At 38.5% G+C, this 24,025-nt stretch carries 12 protein-coding genes; all 12 read right to left on the minus strand.

Going from position 1 to position 24,025, the window contains the following annotated elements:
- Positions 1–56: 56 nt before the first annotated feature.
- The 12 genes from CLU83_RS08450 to CLU83_RS08505 all read right to left on the minus strand — a co-directional run bounded on the left by CLU83_RS08450 (position 57) and on the right by CLU83_RS08505 (position 23,975).
- A complete protein-coding gene (locus CLU83_RS08450) occupies positions 57–3,584 on the minus strand; it encodes a malectin domain-containing carbohydrate-binding protein (RefSeq protein ID WP_100431192.1) in 3,528 nt (1,175 codons plus the stop codon).
- Positions 3,585–3,794: 210 nt separating this feature from the next.
- Positions 3,795–6,527 carry a hypothetical protein gene (locus CLU83_RS08455; RefSeq protein ID WP_100431193.1) on the minus strand — a complete coding sequence of 911 codons (2,733 nt, stop codon included), beginning with the start codon at positions 6,525–6,527 and terminating at the stop codon, positions 3,795–3,797.
- A gap of 152 nt (positions 6,528–6,679) precedes the next feature.
- Positions 6,680–7,573, minus strand: coding sequence for a sugar phosphate isomerase/epimerase (locus CLU83_RS08460; RefSeq protein ID WP_100431194.1), 894 nt, complete (start codon positions 7,571–7,573; stop codon positions 6,680–6,682).
- 192 nt (positions 7,574–7,765) lie between these two features.
- Positions 7,766–8,911 (minus strand): exo-alpha-sialidase, encoded by a 1,146-nt coding sequence (locus CLU83_RS08465; protein ID WP_100431195.1) that lies wholly within the window; start codon positions 8,909–8,911, stop codon positions 7,766–7,768.
- A gap of 129 nt (positions 8,912–9,040) precedes the next feature.
- On the minus strand, positions 9,041–11,800 hold the full coding sequence (locus CLU83_RS08470) for a glycoside hydrolase family 78 protein (protein ID WP_100431196.1): 2,760 nt from the start codon (positions 11,798–11,800) through the stop codon (positions 9,041–9,043).
- Positions 11,801–11,824: 24 nt separating this feature from the next.
- Positions 11,825–12,523, minus strand: a complete 699-nt coding sequence (locus CLU83_RS08475; protein ID WP_100431197.1) for an HNH endonuclease — start codon at positions 12,521–12,523, stop codon at positions 11,825–11,827.
- Positions 12,524–12,617: 94 nt separating this feature from the next.
- Positions 12,618–14,186: a glycosyl hydrolase family 65 protein gene (locus tag CLU83_RS08480; protein WP_100431198.1), complete on the minus strand. Its 1,569-nt coding sequence runs from the start codon at positions 14,184–14,186 to the stop codon at positions 12,618–12,620.
- A gap of 179 nt (positions 14,187–14,365) precedes the next feature.
- Positions 14,366–16,837 (minus strand): glycoside hydrolase N-terminal domain-containing protein, encoded by a 2,472-nt coding sequence (locus CLU83_RS08485; protein ID WP_100431199.1) that lies wholly within the window; start codon positions 16,835–16,837, stop codon positions 14,366–14,368.
- Positions 16,838–16,997: 160 nt separating this feature from the next.
- The gene (locus CLU83_RS08490; protein WP_100431200.1) at positions 16,998–17,474 is read right to left on the minus strand and encodes a hypothetical protein; all 477 of its coding nucleotides are present in this window, start codon (positions 17,472–17,474) and stop codon (positions 16,998–17,000) included.
- A gap of 227 nt (positions 17,475–17,701) precedes the next feature.
- The gene (locus tag CLU83_RS08495) at positions 17,702–19,129 is read right to left on the minus strand and encodes an acetylxylan esterase (protein ID WP_100431201.1); all 1,428 of its coding nucleotides are present in this window, start codon (positions 19,127–19,129) and stop codon (positions 17,702–17,704) included.
- Between the two features lie 155 nt (positions 19,130–19,284).
- The gene (locus tag CLU83_RS08500) at positions 19,285–22,029 is read right to left on the minus strand and encodes a glycoside hydrolase family 78 protein (protein WP_100431202.1); all 2,745 of its coding nucleotides are present in this window, start codon (positions 22,027–22,029) and stop codon (positions 19,285–19,287) included.
- Positions 22,030–22,100: 71 nt separating this feature from the next.
- Positions 22,101–23,975 carry a six-hairpin glycosidase gene (locus tag CLU83_RS08505; RefSeq protein ID WP_100433679.1) on the minus strand — a complete coding sequence of 625 codons (1,875 nt, stop codon included), beginning with the start codon at positions 23,973–23,975 and terminating at the stop codon, positions 22,101–22,103.
- Positions 23,976–24,025: the final 50 nt, after the last annotated feature.

Below are 24,025 nucleotides of genomic sequence, written 5' to 3' on the forward strand. Positions count from 1 at the left end.
TATAAGGCATATAAGTTTTGAAATCTTTCTTCTTTACTCTTTCCTCTATTTTCTCTCTACTGAAACTCAAAAGAATCCAAAAGCAAACCTTTCATATCTTCTGATTCTATCGTGATTTTATAGGTTCCTGCGTTGATGTAACCGCCCGAAGTCGTGTTTAATATCTTCCATTTTTCTGTTGCCGAAGGAAATTCAATCGTATCATTTCGCATCAGGATTCCGTAGGCGTCTTCCATTTTGAATTTGACTTTTAATGGCGTTTCGTTTCTATTCATAAAACGGAAACGCATCAGGTAAATTCCTGCTACTCCGGGTTTCACTTCAAACTGAATGCTGTTGTTTGTTTTTTGTGTAAACTCAATGTAATCGGCTTTTTTGAAATTGCCTTTTTCTATTCCGGTTCCAGTAGTTTTGGTAGTTTCTGCTTCTAAAAGTACAATGGGTCGTGAGTCGTCTTTTTCGCCCATATCGTAGGTTGGAACGACTACAATAGTACTTTGCTTTTCTGAATTTTCAAAAAGAACTTTTTCTCCTCTTTTTGTTTTTTTATGAAAAATAGAAAATTCTACTCCGTTCGAATTCTTAGCAATTTCCTTGGTTCTTTTATAACCCGAAATTGAATCCTTAAACATATTATTTACAAATAAATACACATTTGAATCTTCTTTGGTTATAAAAGACCCAGAAAGTTTAGAACGATTTGAAAACATCAAATAATCTGCTCCAAAAACTTCTGAAGGCAATTGCGTAAAAACAACATCGGAATCAGAATATTGTTTGGAATTAATATCCAGCCACGAACTTACTCCATTAGCTGTTTTATCATAATAATCTCTAACAAAATTTTGAACATTTCTCGCCGATTCTTTTGCTGGTTGGACGTTTTTCTTTTTAGTTGCAATGGCAATTGCCGAAATGATTGCCTGACCTGCTTTTACATTTGGGAACGAAATAATGATTTTTCCATTTATACTTTTTACAACAAAAGTTTTCTTCAGAGCAGAGTCGTGTCCGACTTCAGACCAAATATCCAAATCTTTCAATACTACTTTATCATTGATAGCTACATCAAACAAACGCCAGCCTTTACAATCCAATCCGCCACCGGTTCCGTACCAAGGTTCTGTAAAATACAATTCAACCAGATATTCACCATTAGGTACTGGAAATTCATAACGCAATTTATCTACTCCGTACCTAAAACTTTGAAATAAAGTCTCGTCTTTTGTTCCGTTTATAGGATCAAAAGTACTTCGTTGACTAGCATAAAAATCTGGTAGTTTTTCAAATTTATCCGTCCACGATAAAGAGCCCCAAGTATTTTTATCACTTTTATGTGTATCTGTCAACCAATCATTTCCAGAAGAATCTGTCATTTCCGAACCTCCACAATTGACTCTGTAAATGTAATTGTATCCTTTTTGTGCCTTTAAAATATCAGCTTTATCAGATACTAATGTGTCTAGATTAGGTGCTTTTGGCAAACTATTCAATACCATATAATCTTTGGCAACCGCTTTTCCGTTTACATAACCTACAGCGTACAAAACATTATATTGAATATTGACATTATTCCACTGAAAATGCTGTCCCAAGCCCGGATTTTTTAGTTTTCCAAGTGATGTTTTATTAATATCATTGAACAATTCTACCTCATCGCAATTCGAATAAACATCGATTCCGTTTTTGATTCCCGGAGCATCCCAACGATTCGGCCAGGTATGTGAAACGATATACACCATTGGATTGGTTTTGTTCAAAACGTAATTGGCGCGGTACATATAATACGCATCTAAAGGTTCGCCCCAAATACTGAAAAGTCCTTTGTAATTGACTGGTCCAACTTTATCTATATCTCTAAATCCTTCACCATTTTGAACACGTCCCGGATTTTCGTGCGAAGCAAAAAGCCAATTGAATTGTCCCGCGATTTTATCTTTTACCGATTCGGCTTCGCGTACTTTGATTTCCATTAATTGGGAAAAACGGTTTTCACTTAAAATTCCTTTTTGGTCGAATTCGCCTTCGGTGTGTAAATCGTGTGAACGCCAGGCGCCGTATTCTCCGTTTAGCAATTGCGTGCTCATTTCAACATCGTAATTGAATGGATCGCCACCATAGGTTCCCGACCAGTTTTGCACGACATTCCAATCGGTTCCTTCGCCTCCGTTACAGGTCGTCACAATGCGTTGTGAAGCCGACATCGGATCCATTTCGCGGATGATTTGGGTACATTCTTCGGCAAATTCTTTTGGAATTGTGCTTTCGTTTTGCAGTCCCCACATTACCACCGATGCATTATTTCGACGTTCTTTGATCCATTCTCGCAATAAGGTTTTAAAATTCTCTTTGAATTCGGGTGTGTCGTACCAAATATGTGCCGAAAACTGACTCCAGAACAGGATTCCGTTTTGGTCCAGTTCTTCTTGATATTTTAAATTATGAGGCTGATGTGCTTCGCGAAAAGCATTAAATCCTCCTGCTTTGATTTGTTCAATTCTCGAATGGATTTGCTCATCTGAAAATGAATGACTGTTTCCGATTAAATGTTCGTATTCACAGGTTCCGTTGATGAATAAAGGTTCGTCATTGATGTAAAAACGATTGTCTTTTCCGTCACGGCTTACCGGCCAGCTTACCCAACGGATTCCATAAGGTGTTTTTAATTCGTCTATTTTCTTTCCGTTTTCCGAAATTGTAGTGACCAATTCATATAAATACGGATTGGCTGGCGACCATAATTTTGGATTTGCAATTTCTGGAAGTGTTTGTGCTATTTGTTTTGTTTCTCCTGAAGTGTTTTTGATATCACTTTTTACGCTAACGACTTTTTTTCCGTTTTTATCAAAAAGGGTGTTTTCGATGGTTAGATTTCTGTTTGAAGTTCCGTAATTTTTGATTTCTGTGGTAATGTTCAGAATTGCTTTTTCCTTGGAAGTTGATTTATCATTCCAAATATGAACGCCGAAAGGTTCTATGCGAACTTCATCGGTAACGACCAAAGTTACGGGTCTGAAGATACCCATTGGCTGTGAGCCTTCGGAGAATCCCCACTCTCCGGAACATCCGCCACAAACCCAAGGCAAATCGGCAATGAAGGATGGATGCGATGCTTTGACGATTATATGATTTGTCTTTTCGAAAGAAACGGCTTTTGTAATATCCACCGTAAACGTGGTTCTTCCCCCCTTGTGTTCGCCTACTTTTTTGCCATTTACCCATACTGTAGCATAGGAACTTACGCCTTCGAAAAAGAGGAAAAGTCTTTTTGAATTATCTTTTTTGTCAAGTTGTAATGTTTTGTGATACCAGGCAGTTCCGTGTAAATTACCGTGTTTGGTTCTTCGGAATCCGTAATACTGATCCCAATTGTGGGGTACGTTTACTTTTTGCCATTGCGCACCAACTTTTGGATTTTGAACAAAAGTTTCTTCCTGTTCCGGAAGTTTGTCTAGAACAATAGTTTCCCAAGAGGAATTCAGCGAAACTTCTTTACGAAACTTCGCCGGTTCCTTGCTACTTTGACTCCATACAAAGCAAGCGCCTACAAAAAAACAAAAAATAAAAAAAACTATTTTCTTCATATGTTTTAAACCATATAAGTTATATAAGGTTATTTAAGTTTGTTATTCCGATGAGACCTAACCCGTTTTGAAAACCTGTTAGGTCTTTTTGTTTGCGTGAGGGATGGCAGTGGAGCTCTTTTTTTGAGAGGCATTTTTCAGCCTCTCAAAAAAAAGCGGGAACGTACAGCCCGACCCGTAGTTTTTACGGAAGGTCACACCCAAATTATCTTAATAGAACAACCAGTCTACCGCACCTTTTTCGCCTTCGTCGATGTAGCCGACATCACGGGTCGTAATAGTTTGATTGGCGTCGATGAAGCCCAAAATCAGGACTCTTCCTTTGCCCAAATCAAGTTTGTTTTCTCCCGGTTGGAAGGTGTAGGTGTGGATGTTGATTCTTGGCAATTCCTTCAAATTCATTGCACTTGCCAGGATTACTTCGGCCTGACCGTGGGCATTTCCGGCTGCATCTGTCTCCAGACTTGGCGGGAATAAAAATCTTTTTTGGTCGGAATTGAAATAACCAACCACCAGTTTTACGGCTTTGGTGTTTTTGAATTTCAAGTGCGTTCCGTTTTCATTTTGAGCGGTTTCATCGAATGTGATTCCTTTTAAGTTTTGCAATTCCGGAGCTACTTTTATCAATTCTGAAATTGGTGTTCCGTACACTTTTGTTCCATTTTTCACTGCGTAAGTCCCTTTGCTTTCGCTTAACAAAGTTACTTCGGCAGGTTGCCACGATTTGCCTTCTTTCTTTTCGATTTTACCGTCTTTTGATGATTTCAAAAGTGCTAAATTTCGTTTGAAATTCGCCAATTCTCTTTCGTAATGTGGCAATAATTCCGCCCAGGTTTTGTTGTTTCCATCATCTCCGCCAATCGGAATTCGGCGTTGTGCTGTCTGCATACTGTTGGCATATAAATAATGGTCTTTGGTTAAATTGACCAACGTTTGATAATGTTCAATGCTTTTTTCGAGATGCGGAAGGGCTTTGTCCAAATCGGAAATTTCGTTGGAATAGCTGTAACGCAAGACCAAAATCGCGGTTTTTACTTTCTCCGAAAAGAAATCGGCGAAGGCTTTGTAAGCGTGCATATCGTTTTTCAGGCGCAGAAATTCTTCTTTGTCCTTGGTTACTTTTGACTCGGCTTTATCGATGGCTTCAACGGCCAATTTTCCGTGTTGGGTAATTTCGCTTATGATTTGGGGTGGTGTTTCACCAGCATGTGCTTCGTGATTCCATTCTTTTTTGGCATAATCCAAAAGTAATTCGGTAATTGGCCCACAAGATTCGTGGAATCCAGGGTAAACACGCCATTTTGCTGGGTTTACTAATTGGCTTTCGAACATTCCCAACAGCAAGGTTTGACGATTTCCTTCGGTAATTCCAAATTGTCTTAATGTTTTTGGAGCAATTTCTCCGGCTTCTTCATAGGCTTTCAAAATATTGTTTCCAGCTTCGTCATCGGTTCCGTATTTCGCAGCCAAGTCTTTATCCCAAAATTTAACCTCTTCGTTTCGGTCTCTTTGGCTATCCCAAGCGTATCTTGCCCATGCTTTGTACCAAATCCAGTCGCGATCCATTTCGAGTAATCGCTCACCCGTTTTGGTTTTATCTGCCGAATATGGCCAGTCCCAGTATGATGCCTGCGGATATAAGTGCAAAGCGTTGGCTCCGTGAGCACTGTGCATTGCTTTTACTGTTTTCTGGATAAAATCCGGAGAACCGTAACGGAATGGTTCCAGGTTTGCCAAAATATGAACATTTTCGATATGGATTGACTTTAAAGCGCTTAACTGTTTGTGCGTTTCTCCCCAAGGTCCGCCTGGTGTGTAGGTCGTCAACGATTCTCCGGTGTATTTACTTTCCGTGTACAGATTTTTATACAACGGAAGCGATTTCTCCATAACCAACGGCGCATCGGTATCGTGAGAACGCAAAATAATTGGCGGTTCGTCTGTTCTTCCCAATGCTTTTAGACCGTCCTGAACGCCTGGAATAATAGTTTTCGTAAACCATTCGACATCATCATCGACCGTGTTGATGGCTTCTCCCAAACAAACCATCAATCCAACGTTTGGATATTTTTCGATAAATGCACTAATCGATTTCCTCGTATAATCGGAAAGCAAAGGTGTTATTGGTCTTGAACGATCCTGTGTTTTCATATTATAATGCTCCGCAAAGGGTTTGGAAACGATGATATTGTAAAACATCTGAATTACCCAGATTCCTCTTTTGTTGGCTTCTACCGTCAGGAATTTATAGATTTCCTCGTTCTTTTTGAAATCTTCTTCGCTTACTTCAAGCGCAAACGGATAGTCTTTCAGTTTTACCAACGAGGCAAATGGGTGTCCGTTCCACAAATACAACGAATTCATACGGTTTTCGACCATCATATCCAGATACTTCGTCCATAGTTTTTTGTCATAAAACCAAGGGAAAGTTTCGGGTGTGTATGGGTATTCGTAAACGTCTCTACCGGGAAGATAAACCGGTTTTTGCATTCCGATACAGGCGCCTCTCAAGACCATTTCTGGACTGTCATCGATATTAATTTCGGATGGGATTTCGCCTAATGTTTTGATTCGGTCTGCCAATTCCAAAGCGCCGTATAATACTCCGCTTGCATCAGTCCCTTCAATGAAAATGATGTTTTTTTGGGTGCGGATTTGAAAGCCTTCTTTGTTTATTAATTGGCTGTCGTCGATTTTGGCGGTTTTGGTGTTTTGGTTCCAAAAATCTGTTCCTTTTTCGCCAATAACGATTACTTTATCTTTTGATTTTTTAGGGGTTTTATCAGAAAAAGTTATTTTGAATCCTTTGGCTGTTGCTGTTTCTGATAATTTTTGGGCACCAAATTCTGCTCTTGGCGCATTAGCATAACGAACGATTGTGATGTTTTGTGCTGATGCAAAAGTGGCACATAATCCTAAAAAAAGTAAACTTAGATATTTCATTGTTTCATTATTTTTGACTACAAATTGCACACCAGAGCGACAGCGAACTGACGAAGTAAATTAGCACAAATTATAATCTTGATTTTTTTTTTGCCACAGATTAAAAAGATTTCCACAGATTTGATAATCCTTTTAATCTGTGGCTAAATGATTTAATTCTGAAAAATTTTCTTCAAGTACGCTACATTGGCTCCATAATTCGCTTTTACATTATGTACTTGCGTTACATCACGGGAACGTTCTACGATTAACCAGCCTTTCCACTTCATTTCGTCCAGCACTTTTTTGATTTTTGGCATATCGACATTTTTATCGTTTTCCAGCCAAACGTTATCTGTTGTCGAAGCGTGAATTTGAGCCAGATGTTTTTTACCTAAAATCTTCAATTCGGTGGCAATGTCTCTTCCGTTATCTACGGCATTAGCAAAATTGAAAGAACTTTTGATGTGTTTACAGCCAATTTCTTCCAATAGTTTTTTCTCTTCGGTAGCGTTCAATGAAGTTTCAATAGCGATGACACCTCCTATTTTTCCAACTTGTTTTCCTGCCCATTTTAATCTTTCGATAATTATCGGACGTAATTCGGGATTTTTATTCAAATCGCTTTCGGTACCCAAAGGTAAATAAGCGACTTTTACTTTCATATTTTTCATTGTTGCCACACAATCGTTAATCATAAAGGTAATTGAATCTCTTTTGGCAAAGGATTGTGCATAAAATCCGGACATTGCGATGGAACTGATTCCGACACCTGTTTCTTTCGACTTATCCAGAAACTTTTGTCTTTCGATCGGGTCGCCTAATTTACTGTCGAATGTTGGTCTTTTTCCCAAACCACCCATATCCAGTTCAATTCCGTCTGCTTTTATTTCGCTTGCTAAAGCAAATGAGCCGAGTTTTTGTCTTTTTAGAATCATCCAATCGCAAACCGCCACTTTGTAACGTTGTTTTTTTGATGATTGAGCGGAAACTTCGCTATTGAATGTTCCTGCAAGAACAAGAAGAATTGCAATAATTAAGTTCTTTCGAATAGTAACTAATTTCATATTTATTAAGTTTTTTTGCCACAGATTAAAAAGATTAAAAGATTTTCACAGATTAAAAATCTGCTGAATCTGCAAAATCTGCGTGCTAATTCTTTTTCACGCAGATTTTGCAGATTTACGCAGATTAAAAAATTAAACCATTTAAAAAAATCCTTTTAATCTTTTTAATCTGTGGCGAAACATTTTTTCAATCTATTCCTCTTCTGCTTTAACAGCTTTTACTTCCTTACCTTCATTCCCTGGCCAGATTCCGTTTTTGATTGGAATAGCGACCAATTTACTTGGATCTATTTTTACGTATTTCAGTTTTTCTCTTCTCCAAGTGTAAACGATATGCACCATTCCGTCTGAACTCTGAATTATAGATGGATACGAATATTGACTGATTTTAGAATCTTCCAAAACCAATACCGCTTTCCAATTGATTCCATCATCAGAAATAGAAAGATTTAAAGGTGTTCTTGGTCCTTTAGCCTCTTTTCCAGGAGGCAAAACATGATTATAAACCAATAAATGTTTCCCGTTTTTAAGCGTTACGGCATCGGTTCCGGAGTTGTTATTTGGTAAACCAATTAGTTCTATCTTCGACCAAATTTTTCCGTTATCTTTAGAAAATGTGCTGAAAATGGCTCTGTTTCTGGTTCTCCCAATCGCTTGAATACTTCCGTCTTTATGAAAAAGAATACTTGGCTGAATGGCATTTATTTTTTGTTTTCCTCTGGACAAAGTATCTCCCATAACCCAGGTTTTACCAAAATCCGGAGTCGATTCCATACGCAAACGCCAGCCATCACCTTCGATACTTGAGGGGCATAAAAGCGTTCCATTACTCAATAAAACCGGTTTGTTTTTAATTGGTCCTAAAAATCCTTCCGGCATTTTTTTAGCTTCCGACCAAGTTTTTCCGCCATCAGAAGAAGTTCTGATTACGCCCCACCACTCGGATGGTTTTGGTCCGATTTTGTAAAACAACATCAAATCTCCATCTGGAATTTGGTACAAAACAGGATTCCAAGTTGGTAATCTTGGCCCGTCTTTCATAATACCATCAGCTACTTGAATACCTTCAGTCCACTTGTCGCTTCCTTTTGGTTTTCTGCTAACCCAAATACAAACATCAGGATTTCTTTCGGCAGTTCCGCCAAACCATGATGCTACTAAATCTCCGTTGGTTGCTTCCACAATTGTTACAGCGTGGCACGATGAATATGGCGCTTTGTCGTATATGAATTCGTCTACCAAAATTCCTTCTTTCCAAGTCTTTTTCTCCAAAGCAGATTTACAGCTTCCTAAAAGCAGCAATCCAAAAAAGACGATAGTTATATCTTTGAGTTTCATTATTTATTCTTTAAAACATTTATAAGATTTATTTTCAACGTATTATACAAATATCAGCATGCAAAAAATTATTAAGTGTAAAAATGACACTAAAAAATTAAAGACGTATCCTGTACAGTGCTGAAATATCTATTGAAACTTTAAATTCAAAGTATAAGAACCCGATTCTAAAGTCAGGACTATGTTATTGTTTTCGGTTTTATAAGAAGATGAAAATTGAGTCAGTTTTTGCTTGTTTACCATTACTGATGAAGCATTCGTTGTTGGCAAATACACTACAGCCGATGAGTTGGCCGGAATGGTAATTTTCCATTCTAAAGTGTTTTTGTTTTTCTTCCAGTCGCTTTTAATCAGTCCGTAAATCGATTCGTAAGAGGCATTTACATACGTCAATCCGGCATTGAAATCCGGTTTCATAATGATTTGCTTGAATCCCGGAGTTTCAGGATTGCTCTTGATTCCTGCCATATTTTCGTAATACCAGATCAGTAAATCACCCAAAAGCATCACGTGATTTTGCGAATTCATTGTTGGGTCTGCGGTGTTTCCGTTCCATAATTCCCAAATGGTAGTGGCTCCGTTTTCGACCATATAACCCCAGCTTGGATAGGTTTTGTTGGAAGCCAGTTTATATGCCAAATCCCCTCTTCCGAAGTTCGTCAGCGTTCGCATCAAAAATTGTGTTCCAATAACGCCTGTGCTGATATGACCTTGTTTAGTCACTTCAACTTCGTGAACCATATTTTGGAAAACTTTGTCTATCAAATTTTCAGGAACCAGACCGAAAGCCAAAGGCAATACGTTAGCCGTTACTGTATTATTGGCGTAGTAGTTTTTTTCCGTATTTAAAAATTTGGTATTGAATGCTTTTTTGATTCTTGTTGTCAAATCATCATAATGAGCAATATCGGCATCGGCACTGGCAATTTTGGCAAACTTTTTCATAATGCCCAAAAGCTGATAATAAAATGCACTTGATAACAATTGTCCATCCGTTAAACGGGCAGGATCTTTGGAACGAATCAACTCTAATGATTCCGGCGGAACACACCAATCACCATATTTGTCTTTATCCATTAAATCATCTTTCAGATAATTTTCTTCCATATACACCATCCATTTTTTCATAGACGGGTATTGTTTTTTGATCACTTCTGCATCGCCAAATTGTTGGTACAGCATATCGCCCACTGTGATATACGTTCCCGGCCAGGTCACATTATCACCGTAATAACGCCAAAATGCCGGCGCCACATCTGGTAATCCTCCGTCCTGTGTTTGCGAATATTTAATATCATCGAGCCATTTGGCATACAAAGTCTGGTTATCGAATAAAAAACTTTCGCCATAAGCACCCGTTGTTCTATCGCCCAACCAAGGCTGACGCTCATTTCGCTGTGGACAGTCGATTGGCATTCCTTTGTAATTTCCGCTGATGCCCCACCAGGCATTTTTAAAAATCTGGTTCATCGTAGCATCCGAAGATTCGAAAGTTCCAGTCGTTTTGATATCGTCATACACCACTTTTCCAACGAAATTATCCAAAGTTGGTTTAATCGGAAAACCTGAAATCTCTACAAATCGAAAACCGTGGAATATAAAACGAGGTTCCCAGATTTCTTCGCCTTCGCCTTTCAAAGTATAAACATCAGTCGTTTTCGCATCACGCAAATTGGCAATGTACAGCGAACCATTAGCCTGCAAAGATTCGGCAAATTTCATTGTGATTTGGTCACCGCTTTTCCCTTTCACTTTCAGTTGCAACCAGCCCACCATATTCTGACCCATATCCAAAATATAAGTTCCTTTGGCAGTAGCTTTTATCGAAATCGGTTTTACCTCGCCCATTATTTTCATATTCGGCGTCATCTGCGCTTCATAAAAACCGCCTGGTTCCTGAACGTATCTAGCATTTACCCAGTTTTTATTGTCAAAATTGGTCGTAGCCCAGCCTTTCATTTCCTTTCGGGCATCGTATTCTTCGCCGTCGTATTCGTTGTTGGATAAAATCGGTCCGTCAGTGGTTAATTTCCAGGTATCGTCTGTCCGGATGATGTCTTTGGTTCCATCGGTATATTCGACAAACAATTGCAAAGCCATTTTCGGAAAACCAAAAGATTTGATTTTATACGGTTTGTAATCCTGACGCATCGCAAAAAATCGTCCATTCCCTAAAATCGTTCCCAGCATATTTTTACCTTCTTTCAATTGCGAAGTCACGTCAAAAACATTGTATTTTACGTTTTTGGTGTAATCCGTCGGAACGGGTGCCAAAACCTGATCGCCAATTTTATTTCCGTTGATGTACAACTCATACAAGCCCATTCCCATTATGTAAACTTTGGCGGATTTCACTTGTTTTTTGAGGTTGATTTCTTTTCGCAAATAGCGGGCTGACAATCTCGAATACTGGGAAACGCTGTCATCTTTCGACAATTTTTCATAGCCAATCCAGCGAGTCGATTTCCAGTCGGCATAAGTTAAAATCCCGATGCTGAAATGGGCAGTTGTAGCCGATTTGATTTCGCCTTTATTCGTAAAAACAGTTACTTTCCAAAACGCATTTTGTCGCTCGCCCAACTTTTTTCCGTTGTATATAATATTGACAGATTCGTCACTTGTTACTTTTCCGCTATCCCATAAATCAACTTTGTTCGCATTCAGATTTTCTAAAGTTGAAGCGACCATAATTTGATAAGCCGTTTGTTTTACATCGTTCACATCCGACTTTATCTGCCAGCTCAAACGTGGCTGAACCACATCAATTCCTTCCGGATTGTTCAGCATTTCGCATTGCAGATTGGTTACGCTGATTTTGTTTTGGGCTTCTGCCAAAGAAAAACAGAGCAATGCGATTAAGATGAATGTATATAGAAATGATTTTTTCATAAGTTTTATTTTTGTCACGAAATTTTATCTCTTTTTTTGTCTAATTCTATCTAAAAACTCTTTTTTGGATGCAATTACAATTGAGCATAAGTTTTTATGATATACAAAAACTCCAATAACACAAAGGGAATTTTCAACATCACCATTATCAATTACATATTCTGAATCTGTTGGATTCATTGTTTTTATATTATACATAAAAATATCTTCATGACCAGAAATCAAAAATTCATCATTTTGAACAACATAATCATAAAATAATTTCCCAATACCCATTAATTTTTCATTTTCTTCATCCCCTTCAGCAATTATTTCAACTTCAAAATCTTTTGGTAATGGTCTTTTATATTTTGCATAAAAGACACCCTTGAAATTTTTAATATGTAGTTTTTTTAAATCATCATAACTAAAATTGACACTTAAAACTTTGCCGTCTGAAAAATGCAATCTATCAGCCCAATTTTTTTGACGCATAATAGATTTAATCGATTTTCTAGTCAGTTCAATTTGATCATCGTTATGATTATTCATTACTCCAATTGCATCTCTTATTTCTTGATCAATTTGAGAGTATTGATTATTACAGTCAAAACAGGCTGGAACAACTAATCTATTAACTTTATACTCATTTCCATAACCAACAAATAAATTTTGTGCTGGTATATGTTCCCTTGTTATATTTTCTTCTGGAAATTCATTTCCACAGTTATAGCATAATTGCATATTTACTTTTTTAATTAAGTTTTATCCAAATTTGGATCTGTAAATATGTGTAAAAATTAAGTATACAAATTCTACAGATTAGCAAATTAAATTTCTACTCCGCCACTAATTTCTCCAATTTTTCTGAAACAGCAATTTCCTTTCCGTTCTTAAAAATCCTGAAACCTTTTCCTTTATTGTATTTCTCCCCCGTCTTATCCCAAAGAATCGTAATGATATTCCCGTGGTACAACACATTATCCAAACAAAACCAATCCCATTTTTCCTGTGGAATCAACGGATTCACCTCTATTTTTTCATCTGCTCTTGGGCGTAACCCAACCAATCCTGTAATCATCAAATCGTTAAAAGTCGAATGATTATAGTAACGGCTTCTTTCTTTGTCGCCCATCAGCCAATAACCGGTTGTTTCGTCCAGATATTCTCCTATATATGGCTTTCCTCGGTAATATTGCGAATGCACATACAAATCCATTTGTTTGAAATAATCGGTTTTGGCAACGAAAGTTTGATTGTAATTATTCAAAACATTGGCCAAAGCCGTCAAAGTTTGTGAACTCGCAAAAGGCCAAATCGCACCGTCCCATTCGCAGGTCCCGGTTCCGTGAGTTCTAAAACGCGGACTTCTGCGCTCCGCCGTTGTCAATCCAAAAGGTGCCGAAAACCCTTTTTCATCCTTAATCTGTTCCCATGCTTTTTCAAAACCTTTGTCTTTTTGTGGCAGATTAAAATACCAAGGAATAAATCCAATCGCTTCCCGAACCTGCGCCAGCGTATCTTTCTCGGTAAACGTTTCAAAGAATTCACTTTTCGGATTCCATAATTTCGTTTCCACTAATTTTTGAAGTGTATCTGCTTTTGCCAAAAAATAACTTTCCTGTTTCGCATCGCCTTTCATTTTTGCCATTTTTGCCAAAGCCTGTGCATTTCCATACATATAACTGTTAATCGTCGGACGCGCATTTCTGAATTTCCTTGCCCCGCTCAACGATTCTTCCATTCCGTCTTTTACGTCAAACTGCCAAAACAAACCGTCTTTGCGTTTTCTGTCGCCTTCCCAAGCCGAATATTCAGCCACCAAATCCGGATACATATCCAGTAAAAACTTGTCATCTTTATTCACCAAATAACGGTTGTACAACGCATCGGCCGTCCAACTGCTAAAAGTTCGCAACTTTTTCATCGGCTTGCCATCATTCCCCCGAAACCACAAATGAACATCCTGCTCCAAATACTGCGGATCGTGGACCCAGCGAAACTCATTGATGTGATGCCCCAGCGCACAACTGATCAAATTGTATTTATCGGCATACGAACGATCGACTAAAAACTCGGTAATTCCGAAACCAAGTGGCGTTTTCTTGATGTGTTTTCGAGCCGTCCACCAGCGATAATAATAAATCTCCTCAAAATTCTGCTGTGGACATTCAAACAACGGAACATTCTTTTCCATCCACGCCCACGCACTGTCATTCGGAATCGCAAATTTCAGATTCTCGTCCTCCATCGTGTTGAAATAATCCACATAATGCTTAAAATTATCCGCTTTCAAAACAACAGAAGTTCCTTTTTTAGAATGCCCCGCACCCGATTTACAACCGCTGTTCAAAGCCGAAATCAGAATGACAATCGCCATTATTTTGTATTTAAATTGGTGTAACATATTCTATTTATTTTAATTTTTTGGGCGTGACCCTTCGTGAAAAACTTCGGGTCGTGCTGTACGTTCCCGCTTCCCGATGAAAAATCGGGAGAGCTCCACTGCCATCACTCACGCGGACACAATATTCGGTTTTAAGACCTGACAGGTTTTTGAAACCTGTCAGGTCTAATCGCATTCAATTAATTCGCCAAAAAACTATAAGTCTGCCCCGCTTTCATTTCCACATCATATTCATTGTACTTTGGCAATTGTACTTTTGGCAATTTTGCTTCTTTAGAAATAATGGGTTTCTTTACTTCCACATCATAAAACAACGGATTCGGGTTTTTACCTTTTGCTTTTTTTAGTGCAATTCCTTTATCTGCTTTTAATGTGTTTTCCAATTTCAATCGGCAGTTTCCTCCTAATTTTGAATACACTTTCAAAGTCGAAACTTTATTATTTTTCCAGGTCATATCAATTACAAACCCGCCTCGGGTTACCAAACCTTTGATGCTTCCGTCTTTCCAGACCGTTGGTAAAGCAGGCAATAAATGAATCGCATCTTCCTGACTTTGCATCAGCATTTCGGCGATTCCTGCGGTACATCCAAAGTTACCGTCAATTTGAAACGGCTGGTGTGCATCAAGCATATTGGGATAGGTTCCGCCCCCTTTTCTTTGGTCAGCAGTTACCAAATGCAATTGATCCTGAATCAATTTGTAGGCGTGATTTCCGTCTAACAATCTTGCCCATAAATTCACTTTCCAGCCCATTGACCAGCCAGTCGATTCGTCTGTTCTGTAAATCAGTGATTGTTTGGCTCCTTCAAATAATTCAGGCGTTTTGATTGGCGAAATCTGGTTACTCGGAAACAAGCCGTACAAATGCGAAACGTGTCTGTGATTGTCTTTTGGATTGTCCCAATCGTCCTGCCATTCCTGCAACTGACTGTGTTTTCCGATTTTCATCGGAGGCATTTTTGCCAAAGCATCGCTTAATTTTTTAGTATAATTTTCATCTGGAGACACAAGTTTTGAAGCTTTGATTACATTCGAAAACAAATCAAAAACCAACTGATTGTCCATCGTAGTTCCCGAAGCAATAGTCGATTTTCCGGTTCCGCCAGCGTGTGTATTTTCAGGAGAACTTGATGGCACCACAACCAAATATCCTGTATTTGGATCGGTAATCATAAAATCCAAAAAGAAATCTGCAGACCCTTTAATTATTGGATAAATTTCTTTTAAATAATTGAGATCGCCGGTGTACAAATAACATTCCCACAAATCCTGTGAAACCCACGCACCACCAGTCATCCACATTCCTGACGCAGCCGAATCTACCGGAGCGGTTACACGCCAAATATCGGTGTTGTGATGCAAAACCCAGCCGTTAGCATTGTACATTGTCTTTGCTGTTACTGCTCCCGTAACACTCAATTCTTTTGCCATTTGGATAAAAGGCTCGTGCATTTCGGTAAGGTTGGTTACTTCTGCAGGCCAATAATTCATTTCGGCATTAATGTTTGTAGTGTATTTAGAATCCCAAGGTGGAGTTACCATATCGTTCCAAATTCCCTGTAAATTTGCAGGCTGACCTCCAGGCTGTGAGCTTGAAATCAATAAATAACGCCCAAATTGAAAATACAGACTTGCCAATTGCGGATCGAATTCCTTTTTGAAATCACGAATTCTTTCGTTTGTTGGTTTTTTGACGGCATCGTTTGAACCTAAATCCAACGAAACTCTGTTGAAGAATTTTTGGTAATAAGCTACGTGTGCTTTTTTGATAGTTTCAAAATCTTTCGAAATAGCTTTCTCTAAATACGATTTGCTTTTGGCTACTTCGTCTTCGGTAATGTCCTGATAATTTTTAAAATTTGTCGCTATCGAAATGTAAAGCGTTACCTCATCGGCTTTGTTGATGATTAGGATTCCGTTGCTTGCCGAAACTTCACCGCCTTTATTTTTGGCTTCGATTCGTCCCTGAAATTTTACTTTTCCTTTTACGTTCTCGAAATTAGTTCCAACTCCCGAAAGTATAATTTGATTCCCTTCAGTTGACGGAACGGTTTTGTCAATCGGGCTGTTCATAAAAACATTTGCCGTAATCTGTCCCGGCTGACTTGCCGACAATTTTACCACAATCACCTGATCTGAAAACGAAGTCAGTATTTCCCTTGTAAATTCTACTCCGTTTACGGTGTATTTTACTTTTGCGGTAGCATTTTCGATATCCAGATCACGATAATAATTGGTATACTTTTGATGTCCGGGAAACGAAATATAAGCACTTCCAAAAGTCTGATACGGCATTCCGTCGTTGGTTTGGGACATAATATCTTGTGTTGCCAAAGCCTGCGCTTCATCGAATTTTCCTTCGAAAACGAGCTGTCTTACTTTTGGTAAAGCCTCGATTGATTTCGTATGCGCGTTGCTGTTTGGCGAACCTGCCCAAATGGTTTCTTCGTTCAATTGCAAACGCTCCACTGCGGGATCGCCAAAAACCATTGCGCCTAAACGACCGTTACCCAAAGGCAAAGCTTCGTTCCAGATGGTGGCGGGTTTGTCGTACCAGAGTTTTAGTTGGCTGTTGGTTTGCGCCGTTGTATTTTGTAAAACAAATAACGAAACTACTAGAAAAGCAATTATTTTATTTTTAAACTTCATATTTGATCTGTTTTTTGGAGCAAACTCTCCAATTATTTTTTTTACTCTTTAATTACACAATAACCAAGGCTACAAACTATTCCAAATGCATTGTCTTTTCTTATATGATAAAATTCAATATTTTCAAATTCATTTTTAAGATTTACTTCTCCAACTGAATTCAATTTTTGTAGTCAAACTTTTTTAACCCTGAATTTATTGAAGATGAATATTTGACAATTTTTTTTAAATTGTCTGGAATCATTTCTTCAGGCTTAAAAATGAACATTATAGAATAAATTTCGGTGTTTTTATTTCCTATTTTTTTTGACTTTTGAATGTCATTTTTGATTGCAGTAGTATATTCGTTTATAGTCGATGGTTTGTATAAATCAACATTATAACAGACTTTAAATTCAATAAGTAAAATAGGTTCCCCCGTTTGTTTATCTAATACTGCTAAATCACATTTATTCCATTCACGAGTTACTAAAAATTCATCTTTTAATTCCTTGTACAAGTTGAAAGCTATTATATCTCTATATTGTAATTCACTTTTAGACGTTAATCCATAATATGCAATCATTTCTGATGAACTTCCGATTCCGATATTTTGAGTGATTATAGCTTGAATTTTTTTAATAAAATTTGTTGTCATTTTATAGTTTTAGTTTTTTGAATTCTCTGGTCTGCTTTAAAATTACTACTAACTCTATTACTTATCTTTTTAAGTCAAAAGACAAATTACTTAAAAGTTACGAGAGTGCGTGAGGGATAGAAGCAAGCTACCGAAGTAGCGCGGATAGCCCGACCCGATTTGAAAAAGGGGGCGACTAAGCGGTTTCGAGAGTTGCCCCCTTTCCCAAATTGGGTCACGCCCAACTATTACTTCTTAACTTCATATACTTTCAGATTTTTTTCTCCGAACATTTCATATAATTTGTTGATGTCTTTGAGTGCATTTTTAGGCAAATTTTCGGCTTTGTTGCCAAAAACATATAATTTTTCGTAAGGCTCAATCACACAAGTCGATTCGTCGATTTCGCCTTTTTCGTTCTTTACTTTGTTTAGATCCAAGCCTAAATATTTCGCCATAAACGGGTACAACGCCATACGTTTTGAAACGCCGAAATCGTGGCCTTCCTTGGCAAAATGAGCGTTTTCTACGCCATTTTTTTTGCCGTAGAGTTCGTAAGTTCTTTGGATGAAAGGGAATTCCAATTCGGGAACTGCGAGCGTCCAGTCTTTTCCGTCGGACACAATCAACTGTGGTTTTGGCGCCATCATTGCGGAGATTTCGGCATTGTTGGTTCCGTTGCCACAAAGGTGGATTCCGCGACCGCTCTCGCAAGGACAACCGCCCGAAAAATGCGAGGAAACCATCACCACGGGAGCAGAAACTGTGATTCGGTCATCTAAAGCCGACAGAAACATCGTGTGCGAACCTCCGCCAGAACCGCCTGTAACGCCCACTCGCGAAACATCGGCATTTTTTATGGTGGCCAGATAATCCAGTAAACGGATTCCGCTCAAGACCTGAACGGTTGAGGCGATGCTGTTTCGGTGTGTTTCTTCTGGAAATTGCAATAGGGATTCGCCCCAGGCAAACAGATCGTAACTCACTACAATCGCTCCCATTTTGGCCATTATGGCGCAACGGTATTGCTCGTCTTTTCTGTATCTTCCGTCGCCAAAATGTCCGTCGGGAGTTAAGATAATCGCTGATTTTTTGTTTAAAGGATACGGTTTGTAAATCGATCCCGTTGTGTAAACGCCTGGCAGAATTTCCAATGCGATATTCTCGACGCTGTAATCTTTGTAGATTCGTTTTGGGGTTAAGATTGGTTTTGATTTAGGCATTGGCGGTGCTTTGTCTAAACCAAAAGACGTGATCATACAGGCTTTTATTTCTTTCTTGCGTTTTTCCCAGTCGGAAACATTGGAATATAAAGTGGTCAAATAATCCAAACGCTCTTTTCCTTTATCGACTGAAACTTTATGGCTTTCGTATTTTCGGATTTGGTATTTTCCGTCCGGCTGTTTGAAATACGTCAATTCAAAAGGAACCAAAATATTAGCCAGAGAAACTTCCAGATTGCCTTGTTCGATTCGCCAATCAGCGTAATCGAGTTCTTTTCCTTTCAATAAACCTCTGTCGTCAATTACGGTGATTTTGAAAATGGTTTCGATATTTTTTATTGTTTCCGTAACCGGTTTTCTGAAATTTGTATCAGAAGTGCATTGCGCATTTCCAAGCGTCAATCCAAAGATTGAAACCAGTAAAGTAAAAGTTATGTTTTTTAAATTTTTCATTTTAGTATTGTTGAGATTTGCACGCGGATGACACGGATTTACTTCGTAAAAACGCGGATAAAAACGGATTTTTTAAAATTTTTAATATAAAATCCGTGACAATCTGCGTCTTCGCTTTAGCGAATCTGTGTCATCCGCGTTCCATTTTTATCGTTCTATATTTTGCATTCAATTGTATATTTTCCTGAACCTAATTTCAAATCTTTAGTCGCTTTTCCGTTGACTTTTATTTCTGAATTATTGGCGATTGGCAATTTTATGGTCGCTGATGTATTTACTGGAATCTCTACTTTCAGAATTAGTTTTCCGTCTTTTTTCTCCCAGGCCGAAGCGATATTTCCGTAAATGGATTTGTAGGTTGCTTTTACAAAAGTCATATCGCCTACGATTTCCGGCTGAATAAAGAAATGCTTGAAACCCGGATTTTGATCGTCGGGAACGATTCCGGCCAGGCTTTGGTAGAACCATTCTTCGATTTGTCCCATCATAAAATGATTCCACGAATTGCCTTTGCGCGGATCCCATTGCTCGGTTAGAGTCGTCAGTCCAAATTTAATCTGAAAACCATAACCCGGCGCATCATAATGATTGTTCATTTTGTACATCGTTTCGTTTTCGCCGTTTCGCGCCAAAGCCTGAAATAAGTAGCGGTTTCCAACATCGCCAGTTGTTAATCGGTCGCCTTTTGCTTTGATGTCAGCCAATAAATTCTGCATCACCGCCTGTTTGTATTGCGGTTCTACGATATCCATAAAAACGGGAACGGCATTGCTGAACTGACTGCTGGTTCCGTATTGTTTGGTTTTGGGATTGAAAAATTCCTTATTGAAAGCGTTTTTGATATCTGAAGTCAGCTTTTCGTACTTCGCAATATCTTCTGTTTTGTTCAATAATTTAGAAGCTTTTGCCAGCAAACTTGCTCCGTAAAAATAATGAGAAGTTGCCGAAAGTGCAATCGGGCTGTTTTTGGAATAACCTGCCGAATGCGTTCCGTAATCGTACCAATCGCCCAATCCGTGGGAAACGATATTATTAGTGGCTTTCGTTCCTAAATAATCCACATATCTTTTCATTACGGGATAATATTTTTCGATTAACGAAGCATCGCCGTAATATTCGTAATACATCCAAGGCAGAATTACGCCTGTCACGCCCCATTCCGGTGAATCGGTGAAATCGCCTCCAAAAACTACATATTCGGGAACTATGGTTGGAATCAGACCGTTGTCACGCTGTGAATCCGAGATGTTTTGCATTGTCGCCGGAATAAAACTTTCCAGATTGTAATTGAATAATAAACCTGGCCCGTTTAAGTGAATTTCTTCTAACCAGCCTAATTTTTCACGTTGCGGACAATCCGTAAAAACACTTTGAAAATTACTTTTGATGGCGTTATTAATCAGCAAATGTGTCTTGTTGAAAATATCATTCGAAGATTCAAAAGTTCCTGCTTCTCCTGCTGAATTGTAAATGAAATTTGATTTTAAATCTACTAATGTTGGCAGATTTTCGTTCTTGGTTTCTTTATAATTAATGTTCTCAATCTGCACATATTGAAAGCCATAATAACTGAATTTCGGTTGCCATTCTTCTACGCCTTCGCCTTTTAAAATATAGTCGTAATAATAGGGTTTTCCGGTTTTTCCCTGTCCGACCGTTCCGTCTTCATTCAGGCTCTCGCCTACCCAAACACGAACGGTTTGTCCTTTTTTTCCTTTGACTTTTATGGTGGTAAATCCCGAAAGATTTTGTTTCATATTGAAAACAAAAAAGTTAGGTTTCAGTTCTTTTACTGTTGCAACTTCATATTGCTTTTGAATTGTAATTGGTGTTGTAGCCTGTGGTCTTAAAACCCCTTTTGGTGCTTCCTGAACGATTATTTTTTTCCAATTGTTATCATTGAATCCGGTTTCGTTCCAGCCTTTTTGCTCTAAATTGGCGTTGTAATCTTCTCCGCCAAAAATACTGTTGTAGGTAATCGGGCTTTTGCTGTATTTCCAACTTTCATCTGATTTTATAATGTGTTCCGAACCGTCTTTATAAATCACTTTCATTTTGAAAAATAAAGTCGGAGGGCCAAAACTCACATAGAATTTCGAGTAACGCTCGGCAAGCGTGTTGTACATTCCGTTTCCTAATAAAACGCCAATTACGTTTTCACCGTTTTTAAGTTCATTAGCCGATAATTCGTAGGTATTGTAATTAACGGTTTTGTCGTAATCTGTCCACAAAGGGGCAAACTCGCTGTTACCGATTTTATTTCCGTTAATGGTTAATTCATAATGTCCCAAACCGGAAATATACACTATGGCTTCTTTGATTTCTTTAGTCGTAGTAAAAGGTTTTCGAAGCATAATACTTCTACGCGACAACGAATCGGAAGCATTGATTAATGACGCTTTTTTCTCTTTGTTGAAAGTGGCGGTGTGGTAATTTCTGCCTTCTGGTAAATGACTGTCGGCTTTGGTAATCGCGCCAATCCAGATTGGATTCAATGCTGAAGGGGCGATTCTGAAACAAGCTGTTTTACTCCAATTGGAAGTTTTGTCTTTTTGGTTCCAGACTTTTACTTTCCAGAAATATTTGGACTCGTTTTTTAATGAAATTCCGCTGTAACTGATTTGAAGATTTTTATTGGAAACTACTTTTCCGCTGTTCCAGACATCTCCTTCATTTTTCTTTAATCTTTCTTCTGTTGAAGCAACTAAAATCTCATAGGCAGATTGTGTAACATTCTGTTCTTTTGAAACCAACTGCCAGCTTAATCTTGGTTGGTTTTCAATTACTGCCAATGGGTTTTCTGTCATTTCGCATCTTAAATGCACAGCAGAAATTTGTCCATTTGAAATGAACGAAATCAGAAGACAAAAGACGAATAATATGTTTTTAAAATTCTTCATATTTTATTTTTTGCACGCAGATTCAGCAGATTGGGCAGATTTATTTTTTTAATTTTTTAAATATTTCAATCTTATAATTTCTTTGTCACCAATGATTTAATATTAAAAACTGCTTCGGGAATTAATTTTCCTGTATCAGGTAAATCAGTGAAATCCGGTGTATCTGGTTCTGTGTCGGCATTTGGTGTGTAACGCTGATCGCCTGTGCGGAACATAATGCGCGAAATTCCATCAACCGGAGCATAGAATATTTTGTTGGTTTCTTTTACGTCATTCACTTTTACGGTGTAAGAACGGGAAGTTACATCCAATTTAACCGTTATTGTATATTCTTTTCCTGCTTCGTATTTGCCAATTCCTCCGTGACGGGCTCCGTGTTTTACTTTTATTTCTCCATCCGAATCGAAAACGATGCGAATCGCAGGCAATCCTTGTTTGTTTTGGAATTCTACCTGCAATAATCCGTGATTATTTTGTTCGGGTTTTACGGTGAAAGTGGCTTCCATTTTTTGTGCAAACGGAATCACACGCTCGGCACGGGAATAATCAAAAAAGTCCTGATCTCTTAAGGTCAGCCATTTTTTACCGTCTGTTTTCTTTTCTATTTTGGTGGATGCCCAGGACAAATCGTAGGTGTTCCATAATTTTAATTCTTCTCCGTTTGGCAAATCATTGAATACATCATTTGCGTTTTCTTTGACTTCACTGGTAACAGGAACGGGTACAGAAGCTACCCAAATATCTTCTTTGTTTACGCTGTAACTTACCCACAGTTTTCCGTCTGGCGGAGTTCCGTTTCCTTCAAGGATTCCGCGAACGTATTGTGGTCCTGCAGATTTGTAGTTTCCTCCGTATCGCATCGGGCTTACTTCACCGTGAACCAATAATAAATCTTTGTAATTTAATCCGTCATCACTGGTTGAAATCGCCAATGGCCAACGGTATTCTGATGGATTATAAACGGTTGCATAACGATTATCGGAGGTTTTTTGACCCCAAATTTTGGCATTGCTGTTTACAAATCCCGGTGCTCTTAAAGGCGTGTATTCCCAGGTTTTTCCATTGTCTTTACTTAAGGATGTCAAAGCAAATTTCCATAAACCTATTACGTTTCCGTTTGGTAAATGGTAATAATTGAAGGCTTTGTATTGTTTTTTTAACGGAATCAAAGCATCATCTCTGTCGGCTTCTTCGACCCATTGTTGCATCAATAAAGGTTTTGACAGCAACTCGTCGCAGGCTTTGATAAATTTTTTGTCTTTGCTTTTGGTGTAAAACGGAAAGGTCGTTGGCAACGGGTTTCCGGTTTTGTTGTATCGGATAAAATAAATTGGACCATACGTTCCGTCTTTGTAGATTTCACGAACCACACGACCAATTCCTTTTCCGTCATTCGGATCGTCTTTTTTGTCTAAGGCAACTCCGTAATAACCGGTTGCCAGTAATCTGTTGTCGGATGAAACATAAAAGCCCATTCGCTGGTGCATAATCGCATCGATGTTTTTGGCAACGCCTTCTACTCCTTCTTTTTTAAAGCCATTGGGAACGTGGTAAATTGGAAAAAGTACAGCTGGTTTTGTCCAAGTTACACCATCTTTGGAAGTCATCATAAAAGTCTGGCTCGGCGGAATGTGTTCTCCGGACGGGTCGCTTAAATAATGCAGGTAAAAAGTATTGTTCCAATATGCCATCATTGATTGGTGGTTGTACGTCCAGCCAAAACCGTCTGCTTTTTCAGGATGTTCACGGCTGGCGCGCATAATTTGTGTGGCGTGAACTCCAACTGCAGGACTTAATTGTCCGTGATGGTAATCGACATTGGAAAGGGTTTTACCTGTATATCGTATCGTGTCTTGTTGGGCTTGCACCGAATTAACTGCGACACAGCTCAACAAAATGGCTGTTGCTGTTACGATATTGGTTTTTATGTTTTTAAATGCAATCATTTTTATTTTATTTATGTCAACAACCTCAAGGTTCATAACCCTGAGGTTGA

The sequence above is a fragment of the Flavobacterium sp. 1 genome, from assembly GCF_002797935.1.
In the GTDB taxonomy this organism is placed as follows: domain Bacteria; phylum Bacteroidota; class Bacteroidia; order Flavobacteriales; family Flavobacteriaceae; genus Flavobacterium.

Excerpts from the sequence above, each read along its gene's own strand:
- CLU83_RS08505 (WP_100433679.1), bottom strand. The coding sequence starts at position 23,975 with ATGATTGCATTTAAAAACATAAAAACCAATATCGTAACAGCAACAGCC.
- CLU83_RS08490 (WP_100431200.1), bottom strand. The coding sequence starts at position 17,474 with ATGACAACAAATTTTATTAAAAAAATTCAAGCTATAATCACTCAAAAT.
- CLU83_RS08480 (WP_100431198.1), bottom strand. The coding sequence starts at position 14,186 with ATGTTACACCAATTTAAATACAAAATAATGGCGATTGTCATTCTGATT.
- CLU83_RS08460 (WP_100431194.1), bottom strand. The coding sequence starts at position 7,573 with ATGAAATTAGTTACTATTCGAAAGAACTTAATTATTGCAATTCTTCTT.
- CLU83_RS08455 (WP_100431193.1), bottom strand. The coding sequence starts at position 6,527 with ATGAAATATCTAAGTTTACTTTTTTTAGGATTATGTGCCACTTTTGCA.
- CLU83_RS08475 (WP_100431197.1), bottom strand. The coding sequence starts at position 12,523 with ATGCAATTATGCTATAACTGTGGAAATGAATTTCCAGAAGAAAATATA.
- CLU83_RS08485 (WP_100431199.1), bottom strand. The coding sequence starts at position 16,837 with ATGAAGTTTAAAAATAAAATAATTGCTTTTCTAGTAGTTTCGTTATTT.
- CLU83_RS08495 (WP_100431201.1), bottom strand. The coding sequence starts at position 19,129 with ATGAAAAATTTAAAAAACATAACTTTTACTTTACTGGTTTCAATCTTT.
- CLU83_RS08470 (WP_100431196.1), bottom strand. The coding sequence starts at position 11,800 with ATGAAAAAATCATTTCTATATACATTCATCTTAATCGCATTGCTCTGT.
- CLU83_RS08465 (WP_100431195.1), bottom strand. The coding sequence starts at position 8,911 with ATGAAACTCAAAGATATAACTATCGTCTTTTTTGGATTGCTGCTTTTA.
- CLU83_RS08500 (WP_100431202.1), bottom strand. The coding sequence starts at position 22,029 with ATGAAGAATTTTAAAAACATATTATTCGTCTTTTGTCTTCTGATTTCG.
- CLU83_RS08450 (WP_100431192.1), bottom strand. The coding sequence starts at position 3,584 with ATGAAGAAAATAGTTTTTTTTATTTTTTGTTTTTTTGTAGGCGCTTGC.